The sequence below is a fragment of the Syntrophomonas wolfei subsp. wolfei str. Goettingen G311 genome, assembly GCF_000014725.1.
Taxonomy (GTDB): domain Bacteria; phylum Bacillota; class Syntrophomonadia; order Syntrophomonadales; family Syntrophomonadaceae; genus Syntrophomonas; species Syntrophomonas wolfei.
Map to the genome: position 1 here is coordinate 580,738 of NC_008346.1, position 19,093 is coordinate 599,830.

A 19,093-nucleotide genomic window follows, 5' to 3' on the forward strand; every position below is an offset into this window, starting at 1 on the left:
TGAGTGAATATGGAGCGTTTGACCCAGAAATCAAGGCAGGCTTTGCTGGCGGCTCAGAACCTGGCTTTGGAGAAACGGCAGCAGGAGGTACAGGGAAAGCATTTAATGATGGCCCTGTTGGAGCAGGAGAGTGGCTTAGTACCCCGCCTGCTGCAGCAGGCCGGTATCAGCATACCCGCCTTTACCCAGCAACTGGGGCAGCGTTTGGATAAAATCCCCTCGGTATATGGCTATGAAGGAAGTGTCTACTTAAGTGGCAGCCTGGGGCGGGTATTGAACCGGGCGGAAAAAGAAGCCCAGGAATTGAAAGACGACTATATTAGTGTGGAGCACCTTCTGCTGGCCCTGTTGGAGGAAGGGGAACCGGACTTGAAGGATCTGCTGCAGAAGGCGGGATTAACCCGGGAAGGGATCTTCCAGGTTTTGCACGGCATCCGCGGTTCCCAGCGCGTCAGCAGCGATAATCCCGAGGACAGTTATGAGGCCCTGGAGCGCTATAGCCGGGATTTGACCCGCCTGGCCCGCGAGGGCAAGCTGGACCCGGTAATTGGGCGGGATGAGGAGATAAGAAGGACTATCGAGATATTATCCCGGCGTACCAAGAATAATCCGGTTTTAATCGGTGAGCCCGGGGTAGGCAAAACCGCCATAGCGGAAGGGCTGGCCCGCAGGATTGTGGCCCGGGATGTACCGGAAGGCCTGAAAGATAAAAGACTGCTGGCGCTGGATATGGGTTCCCTGGTGGCCGGGGCCAAGTACCGGGGTGAATTTGAAGAAAGGCTGAAAGCGGTGTTGAAGGAAGTAGAAGACTCCGCCGGGCAGGTTATACTCTTTATCGATGAACTGCATACAGTGGTGGGAGCCGGGGCCGCAGAAGGGGCCATGGATGCCAGCAACCTCTTGAAACCCATGCTGGCCCGGGGCGAGCTGCGGGCCATAGGAGCCACCACCATCAGCGAGTACCGTAAACATATAGAAAAAGACGCCGCCTTGGAAAGGCGTTTCCAGCCCATTATGGTGAATCCCCCTTCGGTGGAAGATACTATTTCCATATTAAGGGGTCTAAAGGAGCGCTATGAGGTGCACCACGGGGTGCGTATACAGGATTCCGCCCTGGTGGCAGCCGCCGTATTGTCCGACCGCTATATTTCCGACCGCTTCCTGCCGGACAAGGCCATAGACCTTATGGATGAAGCCGCCGCCCGCCTGCGCACGGAGATAGACAGCATGCCAGCGGAACTGGATGAAATCACCCGGCGCATTATGCAGCTGGAAATTGAAGCCGCGGCCCTGGGCAAGGAGAAGGACGAGGCCTCCCGGGAACGGCTGGAGGACCTCTTAAAAGAGCTGCAGGATTTGAAGAGCGAAGCGGAAGTGATGCAGGCCCAGTGGCAAGCGGAAAAGGAAGCCATTTCGCGGGTAGGCCAGTTGAAACGCGACATCGAGGATTGCCGCTACGAAATGGAAAAAGCGGAAAGGGAATACGACCTCAATCGTATTGCCGAATTAAAATACGGCCGCTTAAACGAGCTGGAAAGGAAGCTCAAGGCGGAAGAGGAATTGCTGGCGGGAAAAGAGAAACACAGCGCGCTCATTAAAGAAGAAGTGGATGAAGAAGATATTGCCCGGGTAGTAAGCCGCTGGACCGGGATTCAGGTCAGCCGCCTTATGGAGGGGGAAAAAGAGAAGCTTATGAACCTGGAGGAAATACTGCATCAGCGGGTGGTGGGACAGGAAGAAGCGGTAAATGCCGTGGCTGATGCCGTCATCAGGTCCCGCAGCGGTCTGAAAGACCCCAACCGTCCTGCTGGCAGCTTTATATTCATGGGTCCCACCGGGGTAGGCAAAACCGAGTTGAGCAAAGCCCTGGCCGAAGCCCTGTTTGATGATGAAAAAAACATCATCCGCCTGGATATGTCGGAATACATGGAAAAGCACAGCGTAGCGCGCTTGATTGGCGCCCCTCCGGGTTATGTAGGTTATGAAGAAGGAGGACAATTGACTGAAGCCATAAGGCGCAAGCCCTATTCGGTCATATTGTTTGACGAAATCGAAAAAGCCCATAGCGATGTATTTAACATCCTCTTGCAGATTTTGGATGACGGTCGATTAACCGATGGCAAAGGCCGGGTGGTGGATTTTCGCAACAGCATTGTCATAATGACCTCCAACATCGGCAGCCAGGAAATACTTAACTTCCAGCAGGCCGGCGGGGACTATGAAGACATGAAAAACCGGGTTCTGGGGTTGCTGCGCTTGAATTTCCGCCCCGAATTCTTAAACCGCCTGGACGAAATAATAGTATTCCATGCTCTGGGAGCGGAACAGATCAAGGAGATAGCCGAAATACTGCTGCAGAAACTGGCCTTGCGCTTTCGTCAGAACACGCGAGCCAGCCTGGAATGGGATGAAAAAGCCCTGGATTATCTGGCGGAAAAAGGCTATGACCCGGCTTATGGTGCCCGGCCGCTGAAGCGTCTCATCCAGCACGAAATCGAGACCGCTCTCTCCCGGGCCATGGTAAAAGGCGAAATCAGAAATGAGGGTGAAGTAATTATCTCCGCCGAAGGCGGGAAGATAGCACTGAAGATAGGATAATGAGCAGATAGGATAAGAAAGGGAGAATTAGAAGCTTTGCTGGAAAAATGAAGCTTATAAATAGTAGCGTGGACATTATAACGAGGTGAAATATATCCCCCGCTTCTTTAAGCGGTAGGGTTCCTATTTACAAAACAGGTGGTGGGTTCTAATCCCCCGCCTCGTTGCAGCGGTGTGTTGAAACTGCTTCGCAGTTTCTTCCGATGCTTTAAAGAAGGGGAGGGATATTGCCGGCCGCATGCCAGCAATATCCCTCCCCAAGATGACCTTATTGCTATTCATAATAAAGAAATTAGTGTATAATAATAAAGAAATAAATGTATTGTCCTGATTTTATCCGGCGAAAGGAGCCATTGTTATGTTAATAAAGTCCTCTTCCGCGCTCAGGAATGATTATGATAGTCTCGTCAAATTAGCACACGAAAAAGCCGAGCCCATCTATATTACTCGTAACGGCGAAGGCGAAATGGTCTTTTTACCGATTGAAATGTATGAAAAACGGGAGGCTGAAATTAAACTGCTTCAGCAGCTTATTGCCGCTGAACGTAACCGTCTGGCCGGCTCCCCGACCTTCACTACTTCTGCGCTTCGCTTCGAGTTAGAGGAAATTTACAATGAGTAAGCTAAAGGTTGAGCTGCTGAACGAAGCCCGGCTTCAACTCAGAGATATAGCAGCTTATTATAAAATGAAAATTGGGCCTTCTTCCGCTCGTAAGATTACCAGTCGTATCTTGGACGCTATCGAAAAGTTAGCAGATTTTCCTGAAATGGGGATGGTTCCGCATGCAAAGATGATAGCAGATGCCGGGTACAGAGTGCTCATTATCGAAGATTATCTCTGCTTTTATCATGTGGTAAATGATGTTGTTTTTGTCAGTCATATTGTGCATACAAGCACCGACTATATAAAGAGAATATTTTAGCCAGGTACCCTGCTCTCTTCTCAATTGCATCATAGGTTATGACTGGCTAGCCTTGTTCTTTTTTGGCCAGGGCGGCTTTGAGCAGTTCACCCAGATTGGTTTCCAGTTCCTCCTGATTGCTGTATTTGGCCATGAGCCTGCGGTTGGCCCGGCTGTTGCCTCCCTTACCGCTGAAGTCCTCCGCTTCCGGCTGGCGATAGCCGCAGGAACGCTCGGGACAGGCCAATATTTTACCCTTCCGGCCGTTAACCAGCAGCATGAAACGCCCGCACTGGGGACATTTGCTTTTGCTCACATTATCTGCCCGGTAGGTACTGCTGCTGTCGCTCTTAATGTTCTGCACCAGCTGCACCGTATCCCGGCGAATATCCGCCATAAAATCCAGTCTTTTGCCCTGACCCCGGGCAATTTCCGCCAACCTTTGCTCCCACTGGGCCGTCAGTTCCGGTGAACGCAAGTCAGGGGGTGCCAGGTCCATCAATTGTATACCTTTGGATGTGGGAACCAGTTCTTTTCTCTGGCGCTCAATATAGCTGGTGCGAATAAGTTTTTCGATAATCTCCGCCCTGGTGGCCGGGGTGCCCAGGCCACTGCCCTTGATGGATTCGCGTAGCTTTTTATCTTCCACCAGCTTGCCGCAATTCTCCATGGCCGTTAAGAGAGTGGCTTCTGTATAGCGAGCCGGGGCTTTGGTTTTATGTTTGCTGGCTTTGCCGGACTTGACCTCCAGCGTTTCTCCTTTCTTATGCCGGGCTAGGGTTTGCTCCGGCAACTGCTCTTCATCTTTTTCGTCCTTATCGCTCGGGACGGCCTGTACGGCTCGCCAGCCCCGGTCAATCTCCACCTTGCCCCGGGAATGGAAGTTTTCCCCCTCGACCACGGTTATAATAGTAGTCTGCTCATAGCGGTACGGGGGGTAGAGAACCGCCAGGAAGCGCCGGGCTATCAGGTCATACAGGCGCCTTTCCTCTTCATTGAGAGACTTAAGTTGCAAGGGTTGTTCGGTGGGAATAATAGCATGATGGTCGCTTACCTTGCTGTTATCAACCAGCCGTTTGCCCGGCTTCAGGGGCTTTTGCAGCAGGGGATGGGCCAGGTCCGCATAGGGCCCCACCCCCATGCTTTTCAGCCGCAAAGGCAGAGTAGGAACAATGTCATCGGTGATATAGCGTGAGTCGGTACGCGGGTAGGTTACCAGTTTGTGCACTTCGTAGAGCTCCTGCAGTATGGACAGGGTTTTCTGCGCTGACCAGCCCAGACGCCGGTTGGCCTCCCGCTGCAGCTCGGTCAAATCATAGGCCAAGGGCGGTGCTTCGCTCCTGGCCTCAGTTTTTACCTCTTTTATCGCAGCCATTCGGCCCTTGATGCGGGATAGTATCTCTTCCGCCCGGGCGTAATCAAATATCCGTCCCCCGTCCTTACCGCGCCAGTCCCCATAATAATCGCCGAAGTCGGCTCTGATGGTCCAGTAGTCGCGCGGAACAAAAGCCTTGATTTCCTTTTCCCGCTTTACTATCATAGCCAGGGTCGGGGTCTGAACCCGGCCGGCGTTGAGCTGGGCATTGAATTTGCAGCTCAAGCTCCGGGTTACATTAAGTCCGATTAACCAGTCCGCTTCGGCCCGGCAGGCTGCGGCCGCATACAGGCTGTTATACTGCGTTCCCGGCTGTAAACGGGCAAACCCCTCCCGGATGGCATTATCAGTTTGCGAGGAAATCCACAGCCTTTTGAAAGGTTTTCTCCACCGAACCATTTCCATGATCCAGCGGGCTACCAGTTCCCCTTCGCGCCCGGCATCGGTGGCGATAACCAGCTCTTCAATATCGTTCCTTTTCATAAGTTCCTTGACTACCTGAAATTGATGTGAGGTCTGCTTGATAACTTTGAGCTTCATTTTTTCCGGGAGCATGGGAAGGTCTTCTATCCGCCACTGTTTCAATCTTTTATCGTAATCATCCGGCTCCGCCAGGGTGACCAGATGCCCCAGGGCCCAGGTTACCACATAACGCGGTCCTTCAATATAGCCTTTGCTTTTTTTGCTGCATTGCAGAACCCGGGCTATCTCCCGGGCCACACTGGGTTTCTCCGCCAAAACCAGAGACTTCATGAGCTTATACCTCTATTCGTTAATAGTTTTGCCAGGGGTAAACTTAATTAACCCCCCATGGCCGGGGTCCACAAGCACTGATGAAAAGTGAGTTAGTAGCGCTTGAATAGTAAGATATAGTAGGAAATAACTTAAACCCCTCACACCTTACCCCTCACTCCTCACTCGATGCTGCTACTATTATAGCATAAATACCAGCGTGCTCCGGTAGCTCCCAGGACCCGTTGCCATGTCGGCCTGCTGCGAACATAATATTAAACCAGGGTTTTATGAAAGGTTCCAACCTATAAATTAACGGCCCGAATTATTACCCCATCTATTACTGGACATCATTAGGATGGTAGTTACCATTGGCCTGATGCATAAAGTCCTCGAACTTGTTTAACTCGTGCTTTGGGAAATTTTATACCGTCTATCGCGGGACATTATAGGATGGCAGAACAATATGTTGCCTATAGGGGCTGAGGGGAGAGGAAATTGTGATTGTTGATATCCATAAACAAATTAATTATACTTGAATAAACTGTAAACTGGAGGGAATGAATAAATTGGGAGAATAAGGTATGAAGATATATTTTGATATGAATATATACAATAGAGTATTTGATGATCAAACGCAAATGAGGATACGTTTTGAATCTATGGCAATAGATATCTTGTTTGAACTCGTTGAAAAAGGGGACTATGAATTAGTATGGTCCTTTATTTTGGAGTATGAAAACAATAGAAATTTTTTTATTGAGAGAAAACCGTACATTCGACAAATATCCACTTTGTGTAAAGAAACAATAAAACCTGATGATGAAATTAAATTAATAGCAAAAGAGATAGTAAAAGGCTCGAATACCAAAGACAAAGATGCATTACATCTGGCATCTGCCGTATATAGTGATTGCGATTACTTTATAACGTGTGATGATAAATTTATAAGAACAGTAGAAAAAAACAGGGATAGTTTGAAAGACACAATCGGAAGTATAAAATTATATAATCCTGTAGATTTTCTTAGAAAGGAGATGGATATTAATGTTATTGAATGAAAGAACTAAATTTACAGACAAAGAAATAATAGAAAAAGGTTCTAGGGCATTGATAAAGGAATTAGGCTATTCTGGATTCCTAAGGTTTATACGTTGTTCTGAGGGGATAAGCAAGCAGGACTATTTAGAATTAGAGGATGAGCTTTTTAAAGATATGTCCTTAGATAAAATATATGATAACGCAAAGGAAAATTGGGAAAGCGTTAAATAGGGGTATATCCTTAGAACAATAAGCTATCTGCGGGAGTTAGATGATAAAGAAACGGGAATAGAATATTTTGAGACCCTGATGAGATAAATATTTAAAACTGGAGCTATTAATGGGCGCAACTATCGGCAGATAGTATTGGATTACCTAACAACAGGGCAACCTTACCAAATAGAATTAATCCGAAAAAACGGTCATTATTTTTGCCGGATAACCTTGATATGGATACTCAGAAAAACTGAAGCAGTAAGAGATATTCTGCCCCAAGAGATTAGAGAAAAAAACAAACACCACTGGTCACAATGGCATGTGGCGAACATTACCATCAACAAATTAAGAAAGGCAGGTGAAAAACCTGCGTTTCTGGTAGCGTAGGATAACTGCCAGAGGGAGCCACCTGGAAGGAAAGGCACTGGCAGGTGACTAAAGGAGACGGGTAACCCCCGTAGCCCTGCAGTACGGTAAGGGACTAAAATTTCTTACTGGCAATGGGGTTTGTAGTCAAACACTCTTTAGGTAGCGAATCCTGTGAGCTACCCGTTCTATAGTCGATAGAACGCCAGGCTATATAGAAATATATAGTTTGGGAAACCAGGTCGTATTTGTGATTGACAGCCAGGAAATTGAATCTATAAAAAACCAGTTAATAGAAAAATATCGGCCTTTAAGAATAATCCTTTTTGGATCACAGGCCAAAGCAACGGCTGGCAGGAAAAGTGATATAGACTTGTGTATTGTCAAGGAGACCGAAAACAAAAGAGCTTTGGCCGTGGAAATGAGTCTTAATATTGAAAGCACCCGACCAATGGATATTATTGTTTACACTCCGGACGAATGGGATAGCAGCAAACAAGATAGTACCAGCTTTGCCAGTCTAGTTTGGAAAAGAGGAGTTGAAATATATGGTGGATAGCAAGCGATATCTCGATTGGGTAAGAAAAAGTGCTGCCGATATCAAAGCTGCTGGGATATTGAAGAAATATGAGGCCGGTAATGACTATGTCGCTTTTCACAGCCAGCAAGCTATAGAAAAGGCGTTGAAGGGATATTTGCTTTATCATACAGGTGAACTGGAGGAAGGGCACAGCCTGATTTTTCTGTGTAAGAAAGCGATAGCTTATGAGCCATATTTCAAAGAGTTTCTAAAGGAATGTGCCTATGTGAATCAGTATTATATTGAAACCAGGTATCCAGCTGATTTTCCATTGGAAGTATCAGATTGAGGAAGCAGAAGAATGCATCAGGATAGCAGAGCGATTCTATCAATATATTAGTGTTAAGATTAGCAAATAACATTGTGTTAATAATTGGAATGTGAAGGTAATGGACAAAGCAGCTAAGGAGTGGATTTTTGGTAGCCACAAAATAATAATTGGCTTCTTCGATTAGAATAAGAATACACGTGGAGCCATCTGCTCCTGCTGAGAGAGACTCCTCCCTGCCATTTACTCCCCAAAATTTTCATGTCAGATTAAGGCACATTTTGTTTAGCAACCTCATATAGTATAGAGCGCAGAATTTGGAGGTGGTAATTTGTCCTTCCTATTGTGGGCTCTGGCTATTACCGGAATCCTCAAAGGCAGTTTGTGCCTGTTTGCCTATCTCAATAACCAGGTTTTTCCCCAACCGCTTTCCGAAGAGGACGAGCGCAAGTGCTTGCAGGAAATGCAAAGGGGAGGGGAAGAAGCACGGAACATTTTGATTGAACATAACCTCCGCCTGGTGGCCCATGTAGTGAAAAAATATGAAAGCAGTGGAGAAGATCTGGAGGACTTAATCTCCATTGGCACCATTGGTCCGATCAAAGCTATTAGGACTTATAATTTTGAACGGGGGGTAAGACTGGCTACTTATGCCGCTCGCTGTATTGATAACGAAGTTTCAATGTCAGCTCCGGGCGGAATTTATTGGTAGATATAATTATTTATAAATCCCAAAATTCCTGCATCTGGCAGGAGTTTTTTATTTTACTGTAGAAGGTACTTTAACAAAAGTTTAATAAAGGTGAAGGGAAGAGGAAGACTTGTCGGATTTGAAACATCCATTACTTGAGGTATTTGGGTTTCCGGTAGATAATTTTTCCGAAAAGGCAGTTAAGTATAGAGATAATCGTCTTTGCCCTTATAATAATTAAGTTCCAAATTGCACTAAAGACAAGGCAAATAGCCCTTTAGGAGTATGTACCATAAGAGAGGGTATTAATACCGCTATTGTTTGCCCTATTAGATTTCGCCAAGAATGGATGGTTACTATTGATGCTGCCTCATTTTTCTTTTCTCCGGGGACAAAGTGGACTACACTTACTGAGGTACGACTAAACGATATAAACGGGCATACAGCGGGCAATATAGATATTGTATTAGTTGCGTATGATGATTATGGTAAAATTACCGATTTTGGTGCATTAGAGATTCAATCAGTGTATATTTCAGGGAATATTCGCCGCCCATTTGAGGCTTATATTCAAGAACCAGAACTGATGTACAACATGGATTGGTTAAGTAAACCCAACTATCCCCGGCCCGACTATCTTTCCTCATCCCGGAAAAGACTTGTGCCGCAACTAATCTATAAAGGTAAGATTCTCAACGTTTGGAGTAAAAAGATAGCAGTAGCTTTGCATTCAGGCTTTTTTTCAACTCTTCCTCAGCTCCCCAGAGTTTCTGCTGATAAAGCTGAAATAGCATGGCTAATTTATGATATAGAACTTAAACAGGAAACAAATCGATATAATCTTGTACATACAGATACTATTTATACATTATTTCAGAATTCATTAGACCGCATAGTAACGCCTGAATCGGGACTAATAGATGATTTCATTGAAGTTTTACAGGGCAAATTGGATAAAAAACTTGAGAAGATGGAAATTAATGATGATGATATCAACAAAACCATGGATATGCTGCTCTAAGGAGGACTCATAAATTGCTTAAACAAGCATCTTTGTTTGTAGATGAACCTACAATTAACCCTAACCAAATAATAAATGTAGCTCAAGTAACCCAATTAAGTCCATTTAGATATCCCGGCGGAAAAACCTGGTTAATTCCTTACATAAAGACCTGGTTGTCTAATCTTAGATATAAGCCAGAATATTTTATTGAACCTTTTGCAGGAGGCGGTATTGTTAGTCTTACTGTGGCCTATGAGGGGTTAGCTGATAAAGTTATTATGTCAGAGATTGACGAAGATGTTGCTGCCGTCTGGCATACTATTTTTGCAGGCGATGTAGAATGGTTAATAGAGCGAATAATCAACTTTAAACTAACGGCTGAAAACATACAGGCTGTTTTATTAGAACCTGCCAAGTCTAATAAGGAAAAAGCTTTTCAAACTATATTGCGAAATAGAATAAGTCACGGAGGAATACTGGCACCGGGTGCAGGGATAGTTAAACATGGGGAAAATGGTAAGGGTCTTGCTTCTCGGTGGTATCCCCAAACCCTTAAAAAAAGGCTTCATATAATTTCAAAACTAAGTAAAATAATTACCTTTGTTCAGGGTGATGGTTTTGATGTTTGTAATCAATACATCGATAATCCCCATGCCGTATTCTTTTTCGATCCACCTTATACTGCTGGAGGAAAATCAGCCGGCCGAAGATTATATACACATTCTGTTATAGATCATCCTAAATTATTTGAGCTTGCAAGTAAAATCCCAGGAAAATTTCTTATGACTTATGAGATTTCTGATGAAGTAAGGGGTTTAGCAAAAGACCACCATTTTGAATTTAAACCAATACCTATGCAGAATAGGCGCAATGCGGTAATGAAGGAATTGCTAATAAGTAGAAGTTTGGAATGGTTAGTTCCATGACATTATTAGGTTTAGCCTTCGGCCATGAGGGATTAAGTTAGCTTGCAAGTTGCCCGCCGATACTCTTCAATGTTCAGGTCCGCCAGTTCCCGCTCTACAATCCAGTAAGCCATGGGGTTAATGTCGCAGCCGATGATTTTGCAGCCCAGGCGGTTAGCTTCCAGAACCGGAGTTCCCCCACCCATAAAAGGATCGGCTATGGTAATTCCGTCCAGATGATTTCCATCTAATGTTGAAAGTAGGTAGGGAATTGTGTTGGGTAAGGCCTGATTGATTATTTTAGAGGGGTTCGATAGGAGTAAATTAATTACAATACCTGATTACGAATCACATATTTGTGGCATTATTAACGAAAATTATTATATTATGACAATACATAGGGGAATATGAAGGAAAAATGCGGTTGTTTGTTTGTTCAATGATTACTATGCTAACAAATAGGGAATTGTGCGGAAATGTTGGATTGAGTTATAGAAGCTAAGATATGCAATGTTTTGTTCTTGGTTCCTTTGTTTAATGTCTATCCTGAAAACTATATAACATTGAAGGCTAAAAAAGCCAAAGAAACACTAGACTCAAGCAAATGATTGAGCGTGAAAAAAGCTCTTTGAAAATTAAATTGTTGCCTAAGCTGTACTTATCCCGATTTGCTGATCAATGGTAACGGTATACCCAAAAGCTTCAAGCCGTTTTATGGATTTTTTTACGATCTCGTTTTTTCGTCGCTGTTCAAAAAAGTCCAGCCCGAGTTCCTGATAGAGGACGTTTGCTTTGAGCATTTGATACACAATTGTGAGGATAGCATGAGCTACCGCTACAGTAGCACGGTTTTTACCTCTCCTTGCTGCAATTCTGGAGTATTGGGCGCTAAAATAAGTGTTTTTTAGATGGCCGGCCACCTTGGCACATTCTATTAATGTAGCTTTCAGAATATCGCTTCCCTTGCGGGTTTTCCCGCACTCTCATTGTTTCCGGGGCATATTCCAGCCCATGAAGCAAGATGAGCAGCAGAGGGGAATTGGTTCATATTAGTACCAATTTCAGCGATAATAACCTGAGCACTGCGTTCTCCAATTCCGGGAATAGAATCAATAAGGGTGATTTGTTCACTGACCGGCTCCATTTTCTCGTGAATTTCCTTATCCAGTAGTAAAATATGGCTTTCAAGAAAATCAATATGTTTTAACATTGAATCCAGCATGAGCCGTTGATGTTCGCCCATGAAACCATGTAGAGCTTCTTCAAGCTGAGGGATTTTCTTACGCATTTGCCTTCGTGCCTTATTGGCCATAGCTTTTGCATCGTTACATCCAGCGGCAAGCATTGTAAGCATATCACGAGAAGACTTACCATCGATCTCACTTACCACAGAAGATAATTTGATATTGGCTCCCTCAAGAACTTTTTGAATACGATTCAATTCCCTGGCACGCTCCTGCACCATGCTTCGGCGATAGCGTACGAGCTCTTTGAGCTCACGCTGTTCCCGCTTGGGAATAAAGCTGCCATGCTCTTCTTTCGTTTCCGATGATCAACCGGCTTGTCGAGTTGCTAATTCGGGAGAACCCATCAATTCTCAAAGCCTTGCATCTCACATATCCGGTCGTGTTTCTCGATGAATTTCAGGATACAACCTTTGCTCAGTTTCAGCTTCTACATACCGCATTTGATGGCAGTGAGACTATCTTCACTGCTGTGGGGGATGACAAGCAGCGAATCATGGTGTGGGCGGGCGCTATGCCAGACGCTTTCAGCCAGTTCGAGCAGCAATTTGATGCACTAAGGATTTCTCTGATCTTCAATTGGCGCTCACATGAGGACCTTGTCCAGATTCAACACGTCATTGCCAGCAGGATAGATCCTAACGTCGAAGAGCCCGAGGCTCGCGCTGACCGGTTGGTTGACGGTGATATTGCGGGGATTTGGGAGTTTGCGAGCGAGGATATGCAAAGCGATTATCTCGCAAAATGGATCGAGGGCGAGGTTCAGGCGGGCTGTATTGAACCGCATGACGTAGCTATTCTCGTGCGCATGCGCCCTGATTTAGTGGAAAGTCAGCTTTCACCCACATTCGAAGCGAATGGTCTCAGATTGCGGAATGTCGCCCGTACTGTGGGGGACATTGCTATCCAGGACTTGTTAGGAGAAGAATTGACACAGATACTATTACGGCTACTGCGACTTGGCGCAACAAAGAGAAGTCCTGAGAACTGGAACGCTTCCTTGCGGGATTTACAGTTTCTAGAAGCGGTTGAACCAAATGATGAGGAAGGACTACGGCGTCTACAGAAGCGCCTTCAAGTGTTTACCCGCGAGATTCGGCGAACAATGCAGCATCTTGAACCCGAACCAGATTCTGCAACTGAAATCACGCGTGCAGCCCTCGATTTCATTGGAGATCAGGTCCTACGCCGAGCTTTTCCTTCCTATCAACGTCAGCATGATTTTGATCGTGTCTGGAATGGATTTCTGCTGCTCTTGCGGGAGTGCCTCGTTAACACTGAAACGTGGTCAGGTACACTTGATGAATTCGAGGGAATAGGTCAAACCGCACTTATGACGATCCATAAGAGCAAGGGCCTTGAGTTTCATACTATGATTTTTTGTGGCCTCGACAATCAGACCTGGTGGAGCCTTACACCCAACCGTATGGAAGAACTGAATTCATTTTTCGTGGCTTTTACCCGTGCGCGTCAAAGAGCCTTCTTTACATTGTGCAAAGATCAAGGTCGGACAGTTGCTTGGATTGAAAACCTACTTACTTCCGCTGGAGTTCAGAAACGATTTCTATGATGAGAAGAAAGTGCGAGGAGACCTTTCATTGTATGAACACGGTCTACAATTAGTTTGCCCCTAATTTATACGATTGTATTGTTCTGAGGCAATTTTTATTCCAATTAAGCTAATAACGGGAAGGTCTGTAACGATCTTATTATAGCTAATAGGAAACTCATTTTGTATTTAGTTAGTAAATCGATTAGAAGATAACTTACAAAAAAATTAAATAAGAAGGTAAGTAAATATGCCTAGACTATCTCAAATTGAAAAAGGAATCTTTATGAAGCTATTCAACAGAGGTGGTTACGTTCTGGATTTCTCCACAAATGACTTTGACGTGTTTACATTAGAAAGCGTTGGAGTACCGTTGTGTGAGACTTACAAACTATCAAAGGGCAAATCATTGATGGCTTATATTAACCAAGCTTCACAGGATGACATTATAAAATTGTTAAAAGATTTACTGGACTATTATGAAGCACATTATGAATACCAAATTGAAAACGACGATGAATATTCAAAAACGTATAGTCGATGCAAAGATATAATGGATCGTATCTTATATAACAAAAATCCTCTCGCGTCCACTGCCGTAGAGTTGAAGGAGAAATTTTCAAGTGCATATCTTTCTGCGCAGATTGATTTAATGTTAAAAATGCAGTCTGAAAATCCAACAGAAGCAATCGGGAAAGCTAAGGAACTGATTGAGAGTTGCTGCAAAACTATTCTTGATGACAATACAGTAGAATGGGACAAGAACTGGGATGTTGGGCAGTTGACTGGCGAGACGGTTAAACTTCTCAAGCTAATGCCCAAGGACATACCCGATACAGCACCGGCATCAACTGAATTGAAAGCCATATTGGGAAATTTGCGCGCGATAGCTACAAACTTGGCAGCGTTGCGTAACCCCTATGGTAGTGGGCATGGGAAAAGTGCTACATACAAAGGACTTGAAGAGCGCCACGCAAAGCTTGCCGTTGGCAGTAGTATAACGCTTGTTAGTTTCCTTTGGGATACTCATGAAAGGAGGGGCATTTGAATCGGTGCATCGAATTAGTGAGATAACAAAACGTGATATTCTCGATTTGTTTAACAACGGGATTGAAATAGAAGAATATTTTGAAACAAAAAAAGTCACCTATCTTTATTTCGGTCGGATGGAAGAACTTGAATTTCTCAAGCGATTATATGATTTGAAGAGTATGCCGAGTTTAGATTCAAGATTTTCAGATGCTGAAAGCGATATCAGGCAGCATACGGTAAACAACAATGATTATCCATTTTGTTGGGTATTTGAGGATGAACGCTTCCAACTGAAAGACGGAAGCGATGAAGTGTACTTGAAGTTTATCTGTGAGATATTTCATCCAACAGTCAGGTTTGAAAAAGGATATTGGAAAAAATTTCTTGATGAGATAAACAAATTGTTGCAAAACGACGCTTACGAACTATATCCTTCAGAAAAAATATCCAATCGTGATATCTATGGCTGGAGAATATTCCAACCAGAAGAAAACAAGATGTTTATTCCTTACTCCCAACGGAATGAAAAAGCAATAAAAGAGAAAAAAATAGTATTATCCATTAAACGTAGTGCGAGAAATCAGATTTATCAACTTTTAGAACGATACAATGAAATCTACCGAGAAACAAGTGAAACAGGCTGGCAGTACAATATCTCAACAAGTGATAAAGTATTTAATGATATATCGCAGTTTTATCCCCCTAGGTGCTATAACGATCAAAAACAGTACGTTGAAACTAATAGCCTGCAAGATTTTATTTACTACAGTTCGCCTAATTGTGTGATGGATGCAATAGAGTTTTACGAGAAATATAACCGATCCAACGATTTTGAAATGGAAATTAATGCAATACTCAAGCTGAATGGTATTGCATTGAAATTATGTCACGGTAAAATCACAAGCACATTCGATATCCCAATAAAAACCGGTATATTTACTCCGATTCAGGAGGCAGGGCTCAAAGAGTTGCTTCAAGAAGCCACTAAATATTATGACGAAGGTAACTTCAAAAATGCTGTTGAAAAACTCTGGGATGCTTTTGAAAGACTGAAAACATATTACTCTCCAGCTTTAGATAAGAAGGAATCTATAAATAAAATCATTAGGAATATGGGCAGCAACAAAGAGCCCTATAAAGAGCTATTTGAAAAAGAATTTCATGAACTTACGACGATTGGCAATAATTTTAGAATTCGTCACCATGAAACTACAAAAACAGATATTGAGGATAATAGGCATTATGATTATTTTTATAAACGCTGCCTATCATTAATTTCAGTTGCGATTCAATATTTGGATAGTGGAGGAATGCTCTAATATAAACTTCAGCCATTAAATCCTTGGTTTGTTGTGTGAAGTGCCAAAGAATGACATAGGGGACTGGGTTGTCGTCACAATCGAAGAATTTCTGATTATCTATATTCCCATTAGGCTAATAATCAGAAGCTGATCATAATGGCGATTATCAATGCAGAAGGTTTTAGGATATTTTCAAAACCCGCAATTCAGGAAAATACTCCAGCTGGGCGTTTTTTGTTTTTTGCATAACCATTTTGTAACTTGTGACAAAGAGTATATTGCAGTACAGAATGGTAATAGATTACCCAACCGTACCCAACCGGAATATGCAAAGAATCCTTTGTAAGTACTTGTTTTCATCTAAAGAAATCATTATGGACGATTGAAGTCATAGCGAATACCTATAGCTGTGTAATTCATAATGTTCTAACAGGGCCTATTATTTAAGAGGCTGTATTAAGGAAACAAATAGGAACTGCGTAGAAAGGGTTAACAGTATGGATTTGTTTAAAAGAATTACTGAACATCTTAATAATCCTAGTGTAAAATTGCTGTGTCAGATCCCGATTAATGATGAAGAGTACAAAAACCTTTTAAAACATATACGATTAAGAGCTACTAACGTCCAAAACCAAACTACTTTTTCTGCTGACATTTATCTCTCGGTTGCTATGGTGCAAATTGCGATTCGTGAATATGCCGAGGGAAATTATTGGGGATGTTTTTTAGAAACGCTGGGCATTAGTCTTTCACAGAATAAGCTAAATTGGCTTGGACAGATTTTTGTAGTAACTTTAAAACATTATCATTTATTTGAACTTGAACGAATAGATGGTGCAAGCAATAAGTATGTAGAGAACATCAAAGCCCATAGTTTTGTTCCAAACAACTATTTGAGTGGCTATTTTGATTTCCTGTTTTCATTTTATGATCGTAATTTATTCCGTCAACTCCCTGATGATTTGGAAAGCGACATTTATGAAATGGTCGATTACATGGCAGAAACACTTAGCGAAAGTGGCGACAGTATTAAGCTTGAGAAATCTGGTAATAGGCATTCAAAATCATATAGGCTACTAAAAGCCACAAGATGTGTGATTGCCCAAAGTTCTGTTATAACCGTTTGCGAGATAATTGAGAAACATTTACGAATGATTGATAGCTACTATTATGATGGTATTGAACCTGCAATCTTGGATCGATTTTCTGAAGCGTTTATACAATGGTCGGAAAATAAAAATTCCGAAATTAATATCCAAGACAAAAAACGGATTAGGCAATCTGCAGAAGTGCTTAACCATAAGCCTTATTTTGAAATTAATAAAGCCCAAAACACTGCGTACCTAATTATTCCGGAGCAAAAATTCAGAGAACATAATTTTAACGGACAAGCTTTTGTATCTATTATTTCATCTGAACATACAGAACAGTTTCGACTTGATATATACAAAGCATTTGGAGTGCTCGTTTCCGAAAAATGCTATGTACCGATCAATGATATTTTTACTGAATACGTAATCCAAATTATATCAGGATCTACTAAGAGCTATTTGATCCCGGCAAAACCTTATAGGGTTTTTAACGATAATTGGTACGAACTTCAAAGATTAAGAAAAGGACATTGCTATATCCTCACTGATAAGCAGTCGCATGTTAATAGTGGTGAGCAAGCAGTTTACGCTCAATTACTATTTGATCGTTGGAATGAGTATTCATATACAATTCTAGATGATACAGTAATCTATATTAACGATCTACCAATTTCTATTGCGGGAGAATTTTCAGAGAAACCCCTATTTGATTGCGTTTCTAAAGAATATCGGCTACTTGATGAGGACGGCAACCAAATTCAAGCAACCTACCGTCACCCAATAATATCTTTTAAGGTAAATAAGCAAGCTGCTAACGGCGCATTTCTTTATTGTAATGATGGTCGCTTCCGCATCTTTGCTGAGGGAACAAGTTCATTTATTGAGTTTCCACATGATACAGATAATATCGGTGTATCTATGATCTTGGATAATTTACTCCCAGTAGAAGATGGCGTATACAATATTGTCTTGGATGAGCCCGGGAAGCATAGACGAACCATTTGCCGATATGTCCTCATCAAGGAATTGCGCTGTCGAACTGAAAAGAGACGGTTTACATTCTGCGAAACCGCTGCGGTAATGCTATCTGGAAAATATGAAATAGAACCTTGTAATTGCATTTCTTCTGTAAAAGGAAAATATATTGTTGATTTAACGATGGGCACAGAACAAGCAGAGTTTGCATTAAAACTCAATGGACATAAATTTGTACTTATCGTACCTTTAAATGTATTTAAGTTTGGTTTTTCTCGACAGTGGATTTATAAGCGCCCAGATTATGTATGGTATTCAAATATTCGAAATGACTTATATATATTTATGCCGGGAGCAACTAAAACCAGTGTTTATCTTAATAAGAATGTAACAAAAAAAATTCATGGAGAAGAGATTGACAAAAATCTATTTAAGTTTGATATAAGCGAATTTGTACATGTAATAACACAAGGTTCCAGAGCATTTTATTATATAAATCTTTGCTATTCAGATAATTTAGATCGACGTATGACATTATGCTTAGTTCAAAAGGTTATTTGGGTAAACAAATTTAAATTACATCAAGTGAATGGTGTTGTTTACTTGAATACCGCGTATCAAGGTGATGCTGAACTGCTTGTAAAGTTTTTCGAGCAAGATTCTGGCAAATTGGTTCTTGAAAAAATTGTTACCAATGGTATTAATCCTATGCCTAACCTTAGGACAACTGGATTATACAAGGTGGAACGATTTATGGTTGAAACCGATGAGTTTGGATTCTCCGAAAAAAGGACTTTTCTAGGGGGTATAATATATAAGTTTGGAGTAATTGACTACACCAATTTACATAATTGTAGAGTAATAATTAAAGAAATCTATGTAGATGGAGAAAAACTCAACCTAAATAATGAATATACAGTTCGCAATTTGTACCGTGTTTCAGATTATGAATATACGGGGACGATGACGATCAAAACTTTAGTTGGCCGTGTTAAAAAAGTTTTCGAGAAAGTATTAATACAGTTTTCTGATATCGGCATGGAGTCCTGTTTTATTTATGTAAATGACAATCAAGACTGGGTTCCGATGTCATATGATAAAAATTCCAGAGTCCTCATTAGCTCGGAAGATGATTTGCTTTATTACTCAAAAGAATACTCTCGTTTTTGTGATTTGTATAGTGATATTACGGAATTTAAAATAGTGATCCGGAGGGATAGGTAA

Annotated in this window: 16 protein-coding genes and 2 pseudogenes; 15 read left to right on the top strand and 3 right to left on the bottom strand. The window is 42.5% G+C overall.

Annotation, left to right across the window (positions count from 1 at the left end; all coding sequences use genetic code 11):
- Positions 1-3: 3 nt before the first annotated feature.
- The 3 genes from clpB (at position 4) to SWOL_RS02510 (ending at position 3,521) form a co-directional block, all read left to right on the top strand.
- Positions 4-2,598: an ATP-dependent chaperone ClpB gene (gene clpB / locus SWOL_RS02500; RefSeq protein WP_011639934.1), complete on the top strand. Its 2,595-nt coding sequence runs from the start codon at positions 4-6 to the stop codon at positions 2,596-2,598.
- A 358-nt stretch (positions 2,599-2,956) separates the two neighbouring features.
- Positions 2,957-3,220 carry a type II toxin-antitoxin system Phd/YefM family antitoxin gene (locus SWOL_RS02505; RefSeq protein ID WP_011639935.1) on the top strand — a complete coding sequence of 88 codons (264 nt, stop codon included), beginning with the start codon at positions 2,957-2,959 and terminating at the stop codon, positions 3,218-3,220.
- Positions 3,213-3,521 carry a type II toxin-antitoxin system RelE/ParE family toxin gene (locus SWOL_RS02510; RefSeq protein WP_011639936.1) on the top strand — a complete coding sequence of 103 codons (309 nt, stop codon included), beginning with the start codon at positions 3,213-3,215 and terminating at the stop codon, positions 3,519-3,521. The genes SWOL_RS02505 and SWOL_RS02510 overlap by 8 nt, the downstream gene beginning before the upstream one ends.
- Before the next feature lie 46 nt (positions 3,522-3,567).
- On the opposite strand, the gene SWOL_RS02515 is transcribed toward SWOL_RS02510, so the two are convergent.
- Positions 3,568-5,628 (bottom strand): DNA topoisomerase III, encoded by a 2,061-nt coding sequence (locus SWOL_RS02515; protein ID WP_011639937.1) that lies wholly within the window; start codon positions 5,626-5,628, stop codon positions 3,568-3,570.
- Between the two features lie 563 nt (positions 5,629-6,191).
- Here SWOL_RS02515 and SWOL_RS02520 point away from each other — a divergent pair.
- The 8 genes and pseudogenes from SWOL_RS02520 (at position 6,192) to SWOL_RS02550 (ending at position 10,698) form a co-directional block, all read left to right on the top strand.
- On the top strand, positions 6,192-6,668 hold the full coding sequence (locus tag SWOL_RS02520) for a PIN domain-containing protein (protein ID WP_011639938.1): 477 nt from the start codon (positions 6,192-6,194) through the stop codon (positions 6,666-6,668).
- A complete protein-coding gene (locus SWOL_RS02525) occupies positions 6,655-6,879 on the top strand; it encodes a hypothetical protein (RefSeq protein WP_041427295.1) in 225 nt (74 codons plus the stop codon). The genes SWOL_RS02520 and SWOL_RS02525 overlap by 14 nt, the downstream gene beginning before the upstream one ends.
- 213 nt (positions 6,880-7,092) lie before the next feature.
- Complete coding sequence (locus SWOL_RS14185; protein ID WP_207635316.1) at positions 7,093-7,251, top strand: hypothetical protein; 159 nt, start codon at positions 7,093-7,095, stop codon at positions 7,249-7,251.
- 208 nt (positions 7,252-7,459) lie between these two features.
- Positions 7,460-7,789 (top strand): nucleotidyltransferase domain-containing protein, encoded by a 330-nt coding sequence (locus tag SWOL_RS02530; RefSeq protein WP_207635317.1) that lies wholly within the window; start codon positions 7,460-7,462, stop codon positions 7,787-7,789.
- The gene (locus SWOL_RS02535) at positions 7,779-8,099 is read left to right on the top strand and encodes a HEPN domain-containing protein (RefSeq protein WP_041427297.1); all 321 of its coding nucleotides are present in this window, start codon (positions 7,779-7,781) and stop codon (positions 8,097-8,099) included. Before SWOL_RS02530 ends, SWOL_RS02535 begins: the two co-directional genes overlap by 11 nt.
- A 310-nt stretch (positions 8,100-8,409) precedes the next feature.
- Positions 8,410-8,790 (top strand): sigma factor, encoded by a 381-nt coding sequence (locus tag SWOL_RS02540; protein WP_011639941.1) that lies wholly within the window; start codon positions 8,410-8,412, stop codon positions 8,788-8,790.
- 238 nt (positions 8,791-9,028) lie between these two features.
- Positions 9,029-9,790: pseudogene (locus SWOL_RS02545) on the top strand (NotI family restriction endonuclease); the annotation flags it as partial.
- A gap of 14 nt (positions 9,791-9,804) precedes the next feature.
- Positions 9,805-10,698 carry a DNA adenine methylase gene (locus tag SWOL_RS02550; RefSeq protein ID WP_011639943.1) on the top strand — a complete coding sequence of 298 codons (894 nt, stop codon included), beginning with the start codon at positions 9,805-9,807 and terminating at the stop codon, positions 10,696-10,698.
- A gap of 32 nt (positions 10,699-10,730) precedes the next feature.
- On the opposite strand, the gene SWOL_RS14190 is transcribed toward SWOL_RS02550, so the two are convergent.
- Positions 10,731-10,883 carry a hypothetical protein gene (locus SWOL_RS14190; protein WP_011639944.1) on the bottom strand — a complete coding sequence of 51 codons (153 nt, stop codon included), beginning with the start codon at positions 10,881-10,883 and terminating at the stop codon, positions 10,731-10,733.
- A 441-nt stretch (positions 10,884-11,324) separates the two neighbouring features.
- Positions 11,325-12,208 (bottom strand): annotated as a pseudogene (locus tag SWOL_RS15215) (IS110 family RNA-guided transposase); the annotation flags it as partial.
- Positions 12,209-12,225: 17 nt separating this feature from the next.
- Between SWOL_RS15215 and SWOL_RS02560 the strand changes: the two are divergent.
- From SWOL_RS02560 to SWOL_RS02575, 4 genes are all read left to right on the top strand, one after another.
- Entirely contained in the window at positions 12,226-13,491 is a 1,266-nt protein-coding gene (locus tag SWOL_RS02560; RefSeq protein ID WP_011639947.1) for a 3'-5' exonuclease, read from the top strand.
- A gap of 229 nt (positions 13,492-13,720) precedes the next feature.
- On the top strand, positions 13,721-14,518 hold the full coding sequence (locus SWOL_RS02565; RefSeq protein ID WP_041427298.1) for an abortive infection family protein: 798 nt from the start codon (positions 13,721-13,723) through the stop codon (positions 14,516-14,518).
- Positions 14,499-15,821, top strand: coding sequence for an AbiJ-related protein (locus SWOL_RS02570; RefSeq protein WP_242649352.1), 1,323 nt, complete (start codon positions 14,499-14,501; stop codon positions 15,819-15,821). The genes SWOL_RS02565 and SWOL_RS02570 overlap by 20 nt, the downstream gene beginning before the upstream one ends.
- Positions 15,822-16,300: 479 nt before the next feature.
- Positions 16,301-19,093, top strand: a complete 2,793-nt coding sequence (locus SWOL_RS02575) for a hypothetical protein (RefSeq protein WP_011639950.1) — start codon at positions 16,301-16,303, stop codon at positions 19,091-19,093.

Excerpts from the sequence above, each read along its gene's own strand:
- SWOL_RS02505 (WP_011639935.1), top strand. The coding sequence starts at position 2,957 with ATGTTAATAAAGTCCTCTTCCGCGCTCAGGAATGATTATGATAGTCTC.
- SWOL_RS02510 (WP_011639936.1), top strand. The coding sequence starts at position 3,213 with ATGAGTAAGCTAAAGGTTGAGCTGCTGAACGAAGCCCGGCTTCAACTC.
- SWOL_RS02515 (WP_011639937.1), bottom strand. The coding sequence starts at position 5,628 with ATGAAGTCTCTGGTTTTGGCGGAGAAACCCAGTGTGGCCCGGGAGATA.
- SWOL_RS02520 (WP_011639938.1), top strand. The coding sequence starts at position 6,192 with ATGAAGATATATTTTGATATGAATATATACAATAGAGTATTTGATGAT.
- SWOL_RS02525 (WP_041427295.1), top strand. The coding sequence starts at position 6,655 with ATGTTATTGAATGAAAGAACTAAATTTACAGACAAAGAAATAATAGAA.
- SWOL_RS02535 (WP_041427297.1), top strand. The coding sequence starts at position 7,779 with ATGGTGGATAGCAAGCGATATCTCGATTGGGTAAGAAAAAGTGCTGCC.
- SWOL_RS14190 (WP_011639944.1), bottom strand. The coding sequence starts at position 10,883 with ATGGGTGGGGGAACTCCGGTTCTGGAAGCTAACCGCCTGGGCTGCAAA.
- SWOL_RS02560 (WP_011639947.1), top strand. The coding sequence starts at position 12,226 with ATGATCAACCGGCTTGTCGAGTTGCTAATTCGGGAGAACCCATCAATT.
- SWOL_RS02565 (WP_041427298.1), top strand. The coding sequence starts at position 13,721 with ATGCCTAGACTATCTCAAATTGAAAAAGGAATCTTTATGAAGCTATTC.
- SWOL_RS02570 (WP_242649352.1), top strand. The coding sequence starts at position 14,499 with ATGAAAGGAGGGGCATTTGAATCGGTGCATCGAATTAGTGAGATAACA.
- SWOL_RS02575 (WP_011639950.1), top strand. The coding sequence starts at position 16,301 with ATGGATTTGTTTAAAAGAATTACTGAACATCTTAATAATCCTAGTGTA.